This is a genomic window from Bacillus sp. FSL K6-1338 (assembly GCF_038006965.1).
GTDB lineage: Bacteria > Bacillota > Bacilli > Bacillales > Bacillaceae_G > Bacillus_A > Bacillus_A thuringiensis_S.
Genome location: NZ_JBBOWI010000004.1, coordinates 22,605 through 38,510, shown reverse-complemented (window position 1 = coordinate 38,510; position 15,906 = coordinate 22,605). Strand labels below are relative to the sequence as shown.

The window sequence follows — 15,906 nt, the reverse complement described above, 5'->3', positions numbered from 1 at the left end:
AGGATTAGGGATGAAACAGGGAATCGTTGGTTTAGTCATATTTGTACTGGTAGGTATCAGTGTATGGTTATGGAATCAAAATCGCACTTTACAGCATAAAGTTGAGCAAACGGAAAAGAAATGGACGGAACAAGTAAAAGAGCTAAAAACAGAGAATCGAGCATTGGAAAAGCGCGTGACAGTTTTAACAGAAAATACACAAGATAAGGGGCAAGAAGTGGCGAAACAGTTTGTAGAGCTGTTAATACAGAATGATAACAAGCAAAAAGAAAAGCCAGGATTTGAAAAGATCAAAGAAATAATAACAGGAGAAGCACGAAACAAATTATTAAATGCGCCAGAGGATGCACATAACCATATAGAAGATGATGGGTCTATGCACATTCAAACGAAAGCAAAGATAACGGATATGTATTACATTAAAACCGCTGATAATAAAGCCGATGTAACGGTTAAATATGATTATCTTGTAACGGTTGATGGAACAGAACAACAAGAAAAACACACCATGAAATTAAATTTACTATTAGAAGGTGAAAAATGGTTTGTAGAAAATTATGAGTTCCAAATCAATACAGGAATTGAAGGGCCATAGAGAAAGGAATGAGGGGAGTTGGTAAATAAAAATGTATTGCATCATATCGGGTATGAAATATTGCAAGAAACGTTTGTATTGATTCGAAATGTATTTTCCTATTCAAATCAAGATGAATACAGTGTGACATACGTGCGAGAAATTGTGGATGCCTTGCATAATATCCCGCATTCAATTCAGAAACAGCATGATAAATTCCTAGAATTTGAGTTCAAACTATTAGAAGAAACATTAATGAATATGGACTTTGGAAAGGTTGCCGCGCAAAAGATTCCCTATTTTAAAATGTATGCGGCACGTGTACAGCAATTGTTACAGAAGCGCTATAAAGAGGTGTAATCGAGTGGAAATGGGGCGATAAAAAATGATTGTATTGGGAATTGGGCTGTCAGTTTTGCTGATAGCCTTTTTATTTATCCAGGTATATCCGTTCCAGGAACAAAAGTTAGAACAGAGAAAATATGATGAATATGGAATCTGGATCATTATTTGTACAGGGGTATGTCTCTATGTTTCGCACCATTTTTTACAGGAAAACACATGGCAATGGGGTTTAAAAATCATAGGTGCAACTTTTTTTACAGGTTTTTCAATTGGATGTGTTGGAAAACAAAGTATACATGATTTTCAACACAAAAAGTTTCCATTCCAGAAAAAATGACGCCTCAAATTCGCTTGTAATTAATTTTAAAGGGATTGTTAATACATTTGGTATCGAATGAGTTTGTGTCCCTTATTCAGCCTTTTAAGTAGTTCAAATGAATTTTTAAAGAAAAAGAGGTGTGAAGATGATTCTTTTTAAGGTTATTGCATATATTTTGCTAAGTATAGGAGTTTGTACAGTTGTTTTAGCAGGAATAGCCGCGATTGTAAAGAAACAAATGATAATCGCAAATATGAATCTATTATTGGCCATGTATTATTTTTGTACGGGAAGTCTTCTGTATTTGTACACGTTATGGGAAACACAAGATATTTTCTTACAAGCCTTTTTGATTTTAATTGTGGGAATTGCAATAATCCGATTAAGAAAAAGCTGGTATGTACCGCAAATGCGTACCTATCTTCAAAAACTACAGGAGCAAGCGACAAATAAGAATGATCTGTGAGGAAATCTAGGAAAAGAGGAGTGGAGAAATCTTGATACATCAATATGAATTGAACTTTTCAGTGATGTATAGTGGCAAGGTAACAGGCTCACAATCTACAATTATTCCAGCAAGTTCTTTAGAGGAAGCAAATGAAAAATTACAATCGGAAGTAAAGCGGCGATTAGGAAAATGTAGTATAAAAGTTAATGCGTCTAGTTTATGTGTTTCAGAAGATAGTCGATATAAGATTAAATAAGATAATAAAAAAGTTCCCTAAAAAGGGAACTTTTTTCATAGTAACTCCGCATAATGCAGGCACATAATAATTGATCATTTTTAGTATAGAGTAAGAATGAAAGGAATGCATCTTTTAAATATGTAATGTTGATATTGATTTTGAAATTTGGAGCGGATCAGTACGTGTTTGGATAGAATTTTAAATGTATTGGACTATATTGCATCAATTTATGTATTGCATTTTTATTTGTATTTTGTATACTAAACGTGAGTTTTCCTTACTGTAGGCAATCTTTCAATTTCTATGAAAGCCAACTAATCTGTTAATTATGTATGGTAGCAAATAAGCTCTTATATCCGTGGATATAAGAGCTTATTTGCATATGGATCACTCTTTTATGTACAATGAAAGAAAAACATCATATGAGATGGGGAGAGGAAAACCCATGTCCAACCAACAATTAGTGAATTTACGCATTGATTTTGCTTTTAAACAATTATTTGGCACAAGTGGAAATGAAGATATTCTCATTGCTTTTTTAAATGCGATGTTACAAGATTCTTTAGAATCACCCATTGTTTCGTTACAACTAGAAGACCCACACTTGCACCGAGAGCATGAAGAGGATAAATTATCGATTTTAGATATTTCCGCTACATTAGATACAGGAACAAAGGTGAATGTAGAGATACAGTTGAATAACAATCATGACATGATTAAGAGAAGTTTATATTACTGGGGAAGACTATATACATCCCAACTACAAAAGGGGATGCCATATAGTTCTCTTCACAAAACAATTACAATTAATTTGTTAAATTTCGTTATGTTTCCTGAATACGAGGCATTCCACACAACAGGAATCCTATGGAATCAACAACAACAAAAGAAGTTAAGTGATGATATTGAAGTTCATATTGTGGAGATTCCAAAACTCATGCAACAGTGGCGGAATGAACAAGTAAATCCCTGGGAAGATTCATTTGTTCGCTGGTTATTACTACTTCCAGCGAATGAAGATGAACATTTAACCCAAACATTGGAGGATATTGCGATGAACCAAGACCCTATTTTACAAAAAGCCATGAATAAATGGGAACGTATGAGTCAAGATTCTTCTTTCCGACAAGCATATGAAGCAAGGGAGAAAGCTCTTATGGATGAGGCTGCAAAGTTTGCTTATGCAGAACAAAAAGGGATTGAAAAGGGCATTGAAAAAGGGAAAATACAGCTTATTCGTGGTATGCACAAAAACGGAATGCCAATAGAGGATATTGCAAAGTTTACCAATTTACGCATAGAAGAAATACGAAACATTTTAGAAGCCTAAATGATAAAAAATAACACCTACAATGTAGGTGTTATTTTTTATCGCAAATGTAATTACAAGAATAATTATTTTGAAAGCAGATTGATTGCTCTATGAGTTTCAAATATAATTATATTAATATATAAAGAAAGATAGGTGAAATAGATGACTGAAAATTTTAACAACTACCTTCAGTTAACAAATAATATTTTATGGTTATATATTCTTATTCCTATGTTAATTGGATTGGGCCTTTATTTTTCGTTTAAACTTAATTTTGTACAAATTAGCCACTTAAGGGACATGATACGTTTAATAAGCGGTGGATTCAACAAAAAAACAAAAAATAAAGATAGTATTTCTCCCTTTCAGGCATTTTGTTTAAGTGCAGCTGCTAGAATTGGAATCGGAAACTTAGCTGGTGTAGCATTAGCTATATCAATGGGAGGACCTGGTGCAGTATTTTGGATGTGGTTCATTGCTATTATTGGAGCTGCTACTAGTTTTGTAGAATGTACACTTGCACAAATTTTCAAAATAAAAGATGGGTCAGGTTTTCGAGGGGGACCTGCTTATTACATGGAAAAAGGCTTAAATAAACGTTGGATGGGTATTTGGTTTTCAATACTGATTACAATTAGTTATGGGTTAATTTTTAATTCGGTACAGGCGAATACAGTAACTTTAGCATTTGAAAATGCTTTTGGGTTGGAGCGTTATATTGTAGGAACTTTATTAGCCATGTTAGTTGCTATTATTATTTTTGGTGGGATTAAAAGTGTTGCACGTATATCAGAAATGGTTGTTCCCCCAATGGCCATTATTTACATTGGAGTAGCAATTTTTGTTGTTATAAAAAACTTCTATGCATTACCAGATATTTTTCTAGAGATATTTAAAGGAGCATTTGGTTTAGATCAAGTTATAGGTGGTGGTATAGCAGCAGCCATGAAGTATGGGATTCAACGAGGTCTATTTGCAACTGAAGCAGGTATGGGAAGCTCCCCCAACGCTGCCGCAACATCCAATGTAACACATCCTGTCAAACAAGGCCTTATTCAAGCATTAGGTGTCTTTATAGATACGTTTTTAATATGTACTTCAACAGCTTTAATTGTATTGTGTTCTGGAATGCATAAAATTAAGAATTTGGAAGGAATCGAATTAACACAAGCAGCTTTAAGTTCACAAATTGGATCATGGGCAAATATTTTTCTAGCAATTATTATTTTCCTATTTGCTTTTAGTTCATTATTAGGAAATTATTATTATGGTGAAACAAATATTAACTTTATGAAGATAAATAAAATGTGGATAATAATTTATCGTATTACAGTTATAGGTATGATATTATTTGGATCAGTTGTGGAACTTAAAACGGTTTGGAGTATTGCAGATTTCTTTATGGGCCTAATGGTTCTTACGAATCTAATATCCATTACACTTCTTGGTAAATATGTATATGCTTCATTAAAAGATTATAAAAAGCAGAGTATAGAAGGAAAGAATCCAACTTTTCATGCAAGTACTATACCTAACTTAAAAAATACAGAATGCTGGGAAAATGATGATTTAAAGAGAGAACAGCAAATTATATAATGAAATAAAAAGGGAAAAAGATGCCAATAGGCATCTTTTTTTGTCAGATAAACTATCTAAATAGTATCGTAAAACAAAAGTATTATTTTATTTCGAGATGAACACAAGCAGGACTCAAAAACTTCTATCCAATAATATTTTTTAGTCAGTGAGCTTAAGATCATGTGTTTAATGAAGAAAGTCAGTGAATTTGTGAAATCAGCATATAAAAATTCAATTTTTTATATTACTACATCAATTTTTAAATAATTAAGATATAAATCCTAACTTTTTAAGTATTAATCTCCAAATTTTTTCCTCTCCTGTTACTATGGACGCTTTATCAATCATTCCTACATGTAATTCTTTTGATTTTTTTGTATCAATACTGGCTTCTAATTCGTATACATAACTCTTAGAATCTTTATCAAAGGTAGGATGTGTAGATATATAAGTTAATGTACCTGTCTGTTTATCAGTATCCTTTAATTTAAAAGAATATTGTACTTTATCGCCTTTTTTAATATCTCTTATTTCATCAGCTGGTAACAAAATTTTCACTTTTTTTTCTTCTTCTTTTGGAATAATAAAGACTATTTCTTGACCAGGATCAATTAAATCCCCCTTTTGTATGATAGAGGGAAATTGTACAATTCCATCCTTTTGTGCCTTTATGGTTGTTGTTTGATTTTGCTGAAGTAATGATGTTACTTCCTGTTTTTTCATAAATATTTCTTGTTCTAAAGATTGAATTCGTTGATTAACTGAGATTACCGTATTTTCCCTATACTGATTTAAAGCATCTTTTTTTTCTTTTTGTTTACCAACTTTTGTGATATCAATTTTTTTTCTATCACTTTCTAAAATTTCTTTTCGTTGTTGAATTTGTTTTTCAACACTAATTTGTTGGAACTTTAAAGAATCTGCTTTATCATCTAGTAATTGTTGTTGTTCTTTTAGGGAATCTTCCCTTTTTCTTTGTTTTTTTATAGATTGTATGTCTCTTTCAATATTTTCTTTTTCTGCAATTAATCCTTGTAAAGTAGAATCATGTTCATCCGATATTTTACTATTTGATATTAATTCTATTTCATTTTCTTTTTCATTTTGCAAAGTTCGATAAGCTTGCTCATATGCCTTAAATTCCTCTTTAATTTTTGTATCTACTTCATTTGAAAAAGCAGGTTTATGGGATTGAACGCTTTGTTTTAATTGCTCTAACATTTCTTTTTGTTTTTCTAAATGTTGAACAATTTGATTTGCCTGATTCTCCTTATCTACTAGTTCTGAATTTTTTAATTGAATTAAGGTGTCACCTTTCTTCACTTCATCCCCAATTTTGACTGCAACATCCTCTACATTTCCTGTCATTTGAGCACGAGATACACTTATCGCGGATTTACCTTGTATTGTAGCAATTCCCTTACTCACGATATCTAATTTTCCAAAATAGGCCCAAATTATAAATCCGAATAAAGCTATAAGAAGAAATCCCAATAATCCAGCTATAAAGCGAGGTGGCTTTCTTTCTAATAATTCCACACTATCTGTTAATTGATCAAAAGAATAAATCTTACTCATGCTGCATACCTCGTGCTACCTGAGATTGTAATTCTATATGTTCTGCATGAACAGTTTGGTTTTTCCACAAAATATAATAATTATTTTTGTTTAATAACAGTTCCTCATGAGAACCTTGCTCTATAATATGCCCTTTTTCCATTACAAAAATTTGATGTGCATGTTGAATTGTACTTAATCTATGAGCAATCATAATAATAGTTACTCCTTCTGATTCTAATTGTTTTAACATATCGGTAATGTTTTTTTCAGTCGTAGAGTCCAAATTACTTGTAGCCTCATCTAGGATTATGATATCCGGTTTTTTCAATAAGGCTCGTGCAATTGCTAAACGTTGTCTTTGTCCGCCTGATAAATTAGAAGCATTTTCTTCTAACAAAGTATCATAACGTGACGGTAATTCACTAATAAAATCATGAGCAGATGCTTGTTTACATACTTTAATAACTTCTTCTAAACTAACTTTTCGTTCTAATCCAAAACATAAATTATCATAAATAGAAGCACTAAAGAAAAATGAATCTTGAGATACATATGCAATTCGATCTCGTAAAGCAGTTCGGTTTAGCTCTTTAATATGATAATCATCGTAATATATATCACCTTGATTTAGCTCATAGTAATTCATTAGTAATTTTGAAATTGTTGTTTTTCCAGAACCACTTTCTCCTACAAAGGCAACTTGACTACCTGGTTGAATAGTAAAACTTATATCATTTAAAACATTATTGCGTGTTCCATAACGAAATGTAGCATTCAAACATTGAATACTTCCAGATAATTTCTTAGGAGAAACCTTATTATGTTCTTTTTCATTTTTTTCAGCATCTAAATCAAATATTTCATTTAATCTTTCCCCTGCAACTAAAGCAGATTGCATAGTTGGTTGGATAGATATTAAATTCTCAATTGGATCTAAGAAATACGCTAAAAGGGCATTGTATGTAATCAATTCACCAATAGTCATATTTCCTTCTAACACTTGAATAGCGCCAACCCAAAGAATAATAACGCCACCAATTAGTTCAAGGCCCATTTTAATAGAACCTTGAATATTAGATAGCATTCCTAATTTAAATACACATTTCAATAAATTAACAAATTTACTTTCAGTTTGAAAAAATACTTCTTTCTCAGCATTATAAGATTTGACTGTTGCAATTCCGCTTAGAGATTCCACTAAATATGAAGTTAATTTTGCATTACTTTCCATTTCTTCTCTGTTCATATTTTGATATGGTTTATGAAATATGAGTATAATGCCTATATAAAAAGGTATGAGTAAAAGAGTTATCCCAAATAAAATTGGACTGTGTATAAATAATAAAATAGAGCCCAATATTACCATAAGAGTATCAATCATTAATGTAACCGTTATAGTTGATAATGCATCACGTATTTTACTCGCATCCATAAATCGGGAAATTATTTCTCCAACTTTTCTTGTTTCAAAAAAATTCATTGGTAATCCCACTACATGTTGATAATATCCAAGCATTAATTTTATATCAATTCTTCTGCTAAAATATAAAACTAAATACGAACGAAAATAAGAAAGAAGTACCTTAAAAATATATAAAATAATAATACCTATAGATACAATATGAAGTGTTTGTATCAAATCATTTACAAGAATATCATCGATTAAAAACTTAAAATAAAATGCTCCTCCAAAACCAAACAAGTTAAAGAAGATAGAAACCAAAAATAAAGGTACTAATAAATTAGATTGATTTTTTAATAAAGAAAAAAATCGGGTAAGTGTGCTTTGAGAAACGCCCCCCTTTTTAAATTTATGCCCTGGTTGTATCAATACAAGAATTCCTGTCCATATTTGACAAAATTCTTCAAAATTATAAGTAGTAAGTCCTTTACCTGGATCAGCAATATAAATTTTATCCTTTTTAATTTTATGAATTACCACATAATGATGTAATCCACCATCAACTATCACATGTGCTATAGCTGGTAAAGGTATTTCTTTTAAAGCCTCTGGTTCTGTTGCCTTTACACCTTTGGTGTCAAATCCCAATCTTTCCCCAGCTTCTATTAGCCCTTTAATATTGGTTCCTTGTAAATCAGTCCCTGCAATTTCTCGAATTTTTGAAATGGACATCGTAAATCCATAATGACGTGCAATCATGGATAGACAAGCTGGACCACAATCTTTTAAATCATGTTGCTTAATACATTTAAAATTTCTCTTCAAACCTTTTCCTACTTTCTAAAATAAAATAATTATCCGAAAAATCCTTTTTGTAAAAAAAGTTGGACATCAGACCACTTATCAGTATAATATAAGTATATCGTTTTTACAAAATATAAGGAGGTATAGATTTATGAATGCAACTAAAAATCTAAAGCAATTAAACGATCAAGAGCTATTAAAGGTTGAAGGCGGAGGCTGGAAAACAAAAGTGGTAACAAAATTTATTCCAGGTGTAGGTACTGCTATGACTGTTGTTTCAGGCGTAAATGCAGCATATCATGTTGGAAAAGGAATTAAAAAAGGCTGGAGCCAAAACTAAAATATTAGTTTTAGCTAAACTAATATTTTGTTAATCGTAATATATAAATAGATAAAATGGAGGATTTATAATGAAAACAATTAAAAAGTTAAATTCACTTACAGATCAAGAAATGTTAAACACTAACGGTGGCAGTGCAGATGACATTTATGAAGGTATTGGATATTGGATTGGGAAAGTTGGTAAACAGTATAAAAAAGCAACTGATAACTACAATAAAAATAGAAATAAATACTGTGGAAATTTATCTAGAAAAGATTGCTAGTAGTATAAAAATAAGTATTATCTAATTACAAATTAATCAAATACAGAATTATAATGTGTAATAAATTATAATTCTGTATTTTTTATTATAAAATAAGGGGAAATACTGATGAATAAATTAAAACTTACTTCACTAACTAAAAAAGAACTGTTCAATATAAATGGTGGAAATGTTAAATTTGTATCGACAAGCACAAACTTATCATATTATCCAACTAAATGGGGAAAAAATTTAGGGAAATGGATTTCATCCAAAGTTAAATAATTTATATAACCATGATTATCAAAGTTTATTAAAATATTAATATAAAGATTTTTAAATTATTAAATTCTCTCCTATTTATATTATATAATAAAAATAATCATTTAAAAATTGGAGTGAATATTATGCAGAGTTTAAAACTATTAAAATTCAACATGTGGATATTTGGAATACTATTTACAACTAATACGTTGGAATTTATTTCTTTACTGTATACAGATCATAAATTTGATTGGTTGAGAGTTATTTTATCAGTCGGATTTTTTGTAGCATTTATAGTAAATCTAGTAAACTTAAAAAATAAAAATTATAAAACTACCTAATAAAAAGAATTTTCAATAGTGGTGTAGTCTATAAAGTTAGATAGGTTATGCCATTAGGAATCCTTTTGGGTATATTTTTTAAGAAAAGAGAGATTTTTAGGAGAAAGACGGACTTTCGCTTGTGAATTTAAATAATTTTTAAACGCTAAGATTCTGAATATTGTTATATAATGGAATTGTTCTGTGATCAATGTGGTTTCCGCGTTATGAATAATGGGATAATTTATGTGTCCTGTGTATTCGCTTCAACCCCAAAAAGAACTTGTAGTGATTTCTACAAGTTCTTTTTTTATTGTATTAGAGTAGAAACCTTTAAAAAATAAGCAAAAAGGGAAGAACCACCAATATTCTTCCCCTTTTGCTTGTGATTATGGTTCCTATATTAAAGAATATAGAAGATTGTAAAATGTTAGATGCAATAGTTTACCCTTGAAATTATTGCAAGGGTAACAGGTATCTTTTTATTTAGGTTGTAATTTGTTGCCTTCATATTCTTTTAGTATCTTATAAAAAGTATTTTTCTTAAATTCTAGTAGTTCCATAAATTTAACACTCGTTATTTCTCTTTTTTTCCACTTTGGATAAGTTTCTTCTATTATAAATAGTTGCTTTTGACTTAATGTTGAAAGGTTAAATGGAGGACGTCCTAAATGCTTTCCTTGAGATCTAGCTACAGCAATCCCTTCGGCTTGTCGCTGACGAATCTTTTTCCGTTCTTGATCTGCAACATAGGAAAGCAAAGATAAAAATTGATCTTCCATTAAGCGTCCCATATCCCCCATATCGCGAAACTTACGACTATCAAACAGCGTTTCATTTTCTAAAACAACAATATCTGCTTGCAATTCTCTTGTTATGTACTTCCATTCCGAAATTACCTCATCATAATTTCGACCCATACGATCTAAAGCATCTATGTAAACAATATCACCTTTACTTAATATTTTTCGTAATAATTGATACTGAGGACGATCAAAATGTCTTCCACTTGCTTTATCGACAAAAATACGTCGAGCTTCCACCCCTCGTTCCATCATCTTATGTAATTGACGTTGTTCATTTTGCTCTTTTGTACTTACACGTATATATCCATAAATATTCGCCACGTTTGGTATTCTCCTTACATTTGTTACCACAATTATACCACTTTTGTTTATAAAGGTATTCATTTAAAATAAACGTTTATAAAATCACTTGCATCACCTTTATAAACTTGATATTTCAGTGTTTCGTAGATATAGGCCTACCGTTTATAAAGGTATACCTTTACAAACGACGAATTGCTTTTCCTATTAGTGAAAGTAATATTCTAGTTTCCATTTTGGAAAGTATTGACTTTCCGGTGCTAAATAATCCTTATTTAGCTGGATAATAGTCTTAGCGTACACAAACTACCTTTAATGTGTCCAAAGCGCGTCTAAATACATCATTTTCTTTTTTATATGGTGAGGCCATATCCATAAACTTAAGAATTTTATAACACTCCAAAAATAATAAAATTGTATATTTTCATCTGGAGATGCCAATTTTCTTATTTTGGGTCTTTATGTTCTGATGTGAATACATAAAAATCAGTAAAAGGAGTAGCAATACTGAAGAAATGTTTTAATTTGAAGGCAACTATCATGCCATGTGGAAAAAATGTTGTTTTCTAAAAGATTCTGTCTATTTTTGAAAAAAATGATTTGGAAGGGAACGAGTGAAAATAAAAAGAATACATCTACATAAATATTTTCAGAACATTGGGGGTGCTTTTATGAAGAAAAAGAAGTTGTTATCAATTACTGCATCAACTTTACTGCTTACATTTTGTATAGGTGGTTTTAATACTACCAAGGCAGCTGGAACTCCAAAGTTTCAAATGCCTTTTCCTTGTGGACAGAAGTGGGAAGGACAAACTCGTTCTAATCATAGCCCTGCAAATTCTGTTGATTTTAACCGAGCAAACGATGAAGGAGATACTGTTGTAGCATCTGCTTCTGGAACAGTATCAAGAGTAGAAAATGAGGGGAATAGAAGTTATGGAAAATGGATTGAAATCAATCATGGAGATGGTTGGACTACTCGCTATGCTCACTTAAGTACACAAAGCGTTAAAAAAGGACAAAAAGTTACGATAGGACAGAAAATGGGAACTGTGGGCAATACAGGAGGATCAACAGGTGCACACCTTCATTTTGAACAACGTTATCAGGGACAAGTCAAGAAAATTGCATTTAACGGTTCTCAAATTCATTATTGGGGTACAAAATCCTATACAAGTGAGAATAGTTGTAAAAAATAGTACGATAAAGTACCTATGAAAGTAGGTACTTTTTTCTTTGTTATATAGAAATTACACATTAATTCATATTTGAGCCATTTTAAAAAGAAAATGGTGACAGATCGATTATACTTATGATTAATAGTTACATATAACTATATGTATATTTCAAACATCTATATTATTTTTAAATTTAGATGTATATCTTTCTTTAAGAATGCATCATATTTACCCATGTTTATATTTTATATAATTTATTATGATATCAACATTGATTTAAAACGTTTTATATAAAATTAACAAATGAGATTTTTAAATGGAAGGCGGACTTTTCTTTTTTGAATTCACATAATTTTCAAATATTAAAATTCTAGATGTTAATATTTGTTATATAATGGAATCAAGCCGTAATCAATATGGTTTCCTCTTTACAACTAGCGAGATATTTTTTGTGTCCTGTGTATTCGCTGTAACCGCAAAAAGAACTTGTAGGAATCCTACAAGTTCTTTTTGCTATTCTAACCTAATGGAGAAATAAACCTCTAAATAATTATTGACCATAAAAAGTAGTTTTAAATATTTAGCAGCATATAAAATATCTATTCTACAAAGGGGCGTCCAAGTATCGAAATAAAAATAACGCTATAAAATATTATGTTGCTATATTAAATTTATTATCAAGTGGTCACTAATAATTTCTGCTTAATCTTCTCTTTTTCAACTTTTGTAATTATAGATGCTTTCTTTATCTGATTAATTTTTGGATTAGAAGAAGGATTTTTAGAGACTGTCAAATCTCCAATATAATTTTTAAATTTGGTTTCCTCATTAGTAGATATATCAAAACGATTATAATACTCAAGCACTTTAAAGAAAACCATGTCTTTTAAATAACTCATTTTATGCCTTGATAATAATTGGTCAATATAACTAAACTTGTTTTTCCCTTTTAAATCAGCATATAGGAATACATAGGTAAATTGTTCAAGTTCTGATTTATTATGAAATTGCTCATTTTCAATAATATTTTCTAGAGCGACAAGTAATTTTCCTGTTCCAATTGTTTGGGTTAATATTACCTGATGGATTAAGGGTAATAATTTATAAACAACAATATTTTGTTCATCTGCCATATACTGTTCTTTATTTTCGTTTCGTTGCTTAGTTAAAAACACCTTATATAAAGTTGCAAACAATGTCGCACAGAGAACAATATCATTTAAAGCATTAACTTTAAAATCTTTTTTTCTTATTTCTTCACTGTTTTTCAACATTTTTGCTGCTAAAACCCAGTTTCGTTCTAACTGTTGTACTGGATTTAATGAATCTGGTTTTACCTCAATATTCCTACTAGTGTGATTTTCTAGTTCTCGATCTTTTGTTTCATAATAGTCATCATTTTTCTTTAATTCTAGAGTTATACCTTCTACTTTTTCTGTTGTTAATTTACTCACTATTGTATGTTTAGTCTCAAAAAAAGTATCAATACCTAGATGTGTTACTTTCTTCTTTACATCTTTATAGTCTTCATTCATATTATTTACTATTTTTTCAACTAATTCTAATTGATTCATTTTTAAACCTGTATAATAATCTAATTCATCAATAAAGTTCAAATAGTTCCGATCAGTAAGAATATAATCTTTAAATTCTTGATTAGAGTCGATACTTTTCATTAAGTAAAATTGGAAAAAACAAGAGAATTTAAATCGTACATATTTTATTGATTCTTCCATTTCACATGTGAAAACACCTTTATTTAGGAAATGCGTTAAGATTATATCCGCATCAAAATCAAACATTTTCTCTTTCAAATTTTGTTCTATATAGTCTCTTAACTCTCCGTAACTTAACCTGTATCGAATTTTTTTATTGGAATACATTTCATAAGCTATATCAGTTAATAAAGACTCTTTATTTTTATAGGTAAAATCAGCTGAATAAACTTCATATGTATCTGATTTAGAAAACAATCTTTCTAAAAAATTTTCTAACATTTGTGCGTTATTTACTGGAGAATAATTTTCTTGTTTTTCAATAATCCATAAAAACATTGATACTGCTAAAGGGGTTCTAGGAATATTTAAGGCATTAAACGTACTAATTACTTTATCTAAGTGCTCCTTTTTAGAAGTAACCTCAGATCTATCAATAAACCATTTACTCATTAAAGTTTGAATATCTTTTGTATTAAATTGTTTTATATACGTAATACAAAAATGCTCAAGAATGGAATTTCCGATTGCTGATAAAGGAAGTTCTCCTTCTCCATTTGACGTACAGGTTGTTATTATCCTTACATTTGAATTATTTAAAATAAAACGTGTTAGCTTATTTAAAGAAGAAGAATGTTTATTTTCAAATTGAATATTATCAATCAGCAAAACGATATCATTAATATTAAAAGTCTCATCCCTTATTTCACGAATAGAAGTAGTAGTAAATCTAGCAATTAGAGTGTCTATGCTACTGCCATTAATTTCTTCAAAGTCTAAATAGACCGGGATTTTTTCGTGAAAACTAAAATTATTTAAATATTCTATCATAATTTTATCTAATAAAATTGTTTTACCAGCTTCTTTGACGCCAACAAGCATTATATTTTCTTTGCTCTTACAAATATCTTGCATTGAAAAATTCTTATCAGAGACCCTTGACACATCTTCTTCTACAAAGTCTTCATTTTTCTGTACAATTTTTGGCATTACAAATAAATCATTTAATTTTTTAGGTGCAATTGTGTCAGTATTATATGTTAGTAAATGTTCATTTACTGTTTCAGTGTACACTGCATCAAGTCGTTGAATAATTTTTTCTTTTTTTTAAAACTTTCTAATGCAGTCTTATTGGGGCAAGAAAAAAAACTCTTCCCTTCCTCCATGCCTAGCTGAGTATTCGTAATAAAAGCATTCTTTATATTAGAATAACAACGATATGTGAATGTACAGCAATTAGCATATTCGTAATCTATTAAGACATATCCATTTAGATATTCATAGTCTGTATTGTACCGATTTTCTGTCCATGCGGAAGGGGAAACTGAGTTTATCGAAGTTCCTGTCATATCCGAAAACTGATAAGTATCAGTATTATGTACATGTCCAAATAAGAGAAGATCGAAACTAGAATTCAACCGAGATTTAATAAGTTTTTGTTCAACTGTGGAAAGATCTTTAATTGGATGATGAATAAGAGCTACTTTCACATCACAATCTTCTATCATACCTACTGAATCCATAATTTGCTTCTCACTAATTAATAAATTCCCACTATCTTCATTATCATAACAACGCCAGGAAGAATTTAAAGATGTTATTCCAATTTTACATCCTCCTATAGTATATTTATGAACTGTTTCGAAATAATTAATATTTGTGTTTAATGAATTTTTATATAATTCCTCTTCAAATTTATTATACGCATGAATTCTTTTGGTAGAATTGCTGTACTGCTCTTTATTTTTCATAAAATCATTAATAGCATTTAAGTCTTTAAAATATGATTTTAGACCCAATTCTTGAATTGAATCATCAGCTGTTCTTAAAATATCATGATTACCTGGATTAATAATGAACCTTTCTTTGGGTATACCAAGTTCACTTGTGATATAATCTATGACTTCTACTTCAAAAGCTTTAAATGCCTCTGCAATTGATTCAAAACTAGCTCCGCCTTTATCAATTAAATCTCCTGTAAAAAATATAAAATCGATTTCTTTTTGACTATGTAAATCTTTTAAGTCGTTTATTAAAGGATTAAGTATGTAGTTTTTCAATTCAGATAAATTTTCTTTTGATATATGAAAATCAGATAAATGAATGGCTCTCATTTCATCACTCCTAAATAATATAGCATTGTATAAATTTGAAAGCTT

General features: G+C 30.0%; 16 protein-coding genes. 11 read left to right on the top strand and 5 right to left on the bottom strand.

Features of this window, described 5'->3' with window-relative positions:
- Positions 1-10 precede the first annotated feature (10 nt).
- The 7 genes from NZ044_RS30600 to NZ044_RS30570 all read left to right on the top strand — a co-directional run bounded on the left by NZ044_RS30600 (position 11) and on the right by NZ044_RS30570 (position 4,832).
- A complete protein-coding gene (locus NZ044_RS30600) occupies positions 11-595 on the top strand; it encodes a hypothetical protein (RefSeq protein WP_270757015.1) in 585 nt (194 codons plus the stop codon).
- An 18-nt stretch (positions 596-613) separates the two neighbouring features.
- Complete coding sequence (locus NZ044_RS30595) at positions 614-934, top strand: hypothetical protein (protein ID WP_000247578.1); 321 nt, start codon at positions 614-616, stop codon at positions 932-934.
- A 25-nt stretch (positions 935-959) separates the two neighbouring features.
- Positions 960-1,256 carry a hypothetical protein gene (locus NZ044_RS30590; RefSeq protein WP_000636252.1) on the top strand — a complete coding sequence of 99 codons (297 nt, stop codon included), beginning with the start codon at positions 960-962 and terminating at the stop codon, positions 1,254-1,256.
- A 127-nt stretch (positions 1,257-1,383) separates the two neighbouring features.
- Entirely contained in the window at positions 1,384-1,704 is a 321-nt protein-coding gene (locus NZ044_RS30585) for a hypothetical protein (RefSeq protein ID WP_000600087.1), read from the top strand.
- Positions 1,705-1,735: 31 nt separating this feature from the next.
- Positions 1,736-1,942 (top strand): hypothetical protein, encoded by a 207-nt coding sequence (locus NZ044_RS30580; RefSeq protein WP_000581819.1) that lies wholly within the window; start codon positions 1,736-1,738, stop codon positions 1,940-1,942.
- Positions 1,943-2,369: 427 nt separating this feature from the next.
- A complete protein-coding gene (locus NZ044_RS30575; protein WP_000070878.1) occupies positions 2,370-3,254 on the top strand; it encodes an Rpn family recombination-promoting nuclease/putative transposase in 885 nt (294 codons plus the stop codon).
- A 144-nt stretch (positions 3,255-3,398) separates the two neighbouring features.
- Positions 3,399-4,832 (top strand): alanine/glycine:cation symporter family protein, encoded by a 1,434-nt coding sequence (locus NZ044_RS30570; RefSeq protein ID WP_270721647.1) that lies wholly within the window; start codon positions 3,399-3,401, stop codon positions 4,830-4,832.
- A 249-nt stretch (positions 4,833-5,081) separates the two neighbouring features.
- Here NZ044_RS30570 and NZ044_RS30565 read toward each other — a convergent pair whose 3' ends face one another.
- Positions 5,082-6,392: an HlyD family efflux transporter periplasmic adaptor subunit gene (locus tag NZ044_RS30565; RefSeq protein WP_000036966.1), complete on the bottom strand. Its 1,311-nt coding sequence runs from the start codon at positions 6,390-6,392 to the stop codon at positions 5,082-5,084.
- Complete coding sequence (locus NZ044_RS30560; RefSeq protein ID WP_340950346.1) at positions 6,385-8,601, bottom strand: peptidase domain-containing ABC transporter; 2,217 nt, start codon at positions 8,599-8,601, stop codon at positions 6,385-6,387. Before NZ044_RS30560 ends, NZ044_RS30565 begins: the two co-directional genes overlap by 8 nt.
- A gap of 130 nt (positions 8,602-8,731) precedes the next feature.
- Between NZ044_RS30560 and NZ044_RS30555 the strand changes: the two genes are divergently transcribed.
- The 3 genes from NZ044_RS30555 (at position 8,732) to NZ044_RS30545 (ending at position 9,449) form a co-directional block, all read left to right on the top strand.
- Complete coding sequence (locus NZ044_RS30555) at positions 8,732-8,920, top strand: hypothetical protein (protein WP_270721645.1); 189 nt, start codon at positions 8,732-8,734, stop codon at positions 8,918-8,920.
- A 70-nt stretch (positions 8,921-8,990) separates the two neighbouring features.
- Positions 8,991-9,185 carry a hypothetical protein gene (locus NZ044_RS30550; protein WP_000848948.1) on the top strand — a complete coding sequence of 65 codons (195 nt, stop codon included), beginning with the start codon at positions 8,991-8,993 and terminating at the stop codon, positions 9,183-9,185.
- Between the two features lie 108 nt (positions 9,186-9,293).
- On the top strand, positions 9,294-9,449 hold the full coding sequence (locus NZ044_RS30545) for a bacteriocin (protein ID WP_001037559.1): 156 nt from the start codon (positions 9,294-9,296) through the stop codon (positions 9,447-9,449).
- A 781-nt stretch (positions 9,450-10,230) separates the two neighbouring features.
- On the opposite strand, the gene NZ044_RS30540 is transcribed toward NZ044_RS30545, so the two are convergent.
- Positions 10,231-10,905: a recombinase family protein gene (locus tag NZ044_RS30540; RefSeq protein ID WP_002028794.1), complete on the bottom strand. Its 675-nt coding sequence runs from the start codon at positions 10,903-10,905 to the stop codon at positions 10,231-10,233.
- 620 nt (positions 10,906-11,525) lie between these two features.
- Between NZ044_RS30540 and NZ044_RS30535 the strand changes: the two genes are divergently transcribed.
- Positions 11,526-12,053: a M23 family metallopeptidase gene (locus NZ044_RS30535; RefSeq protein WP_088015416.1), complete on the top strand. Its 528-nt coding sequence runs from the start codon at positions 11,526-11,528 to the stop codon at positions 12,051-12,053.
- 656 nt (positions 12,054-12,709) lie between these two features.
- Here the strand turns inward: NZ044_RS30535 and NZ044_RS30530 are convergent.
- Both NZ044_RS30530 and NZ044_RS30525 read right to left on the bottom strand, forming a co-directional pair.
- Positions 12,710-14,821: an NACHT domain-containing protein gene (locus NZ044_RS30530; protein WP_340950340.1), complete on the bottom strand. Its 2,112-nt coding sequence runs from the start codon at positions 14,819-14,821 to the stop codon at positions 12,710-12,712.
- The gene (locus tag NZ044_RS30525; RefSeq protein WP_340950339.1) at positions 14,803-15,861 is read right to left on the bottom strand and encodes a metallophosphoesterase family protein; all 1,059 of its coding nucleotides are present in this window, start codon (positions 15,859-15,861) and stop codon (positions 14,803-14,805) included. Before NZ044_RS30525 ends, NZ044_RS30530 begins: the two co-directional genes overlap by 19 nt.
- Positions 15,862-15,906: the final 45 nt, after the last annotated feature.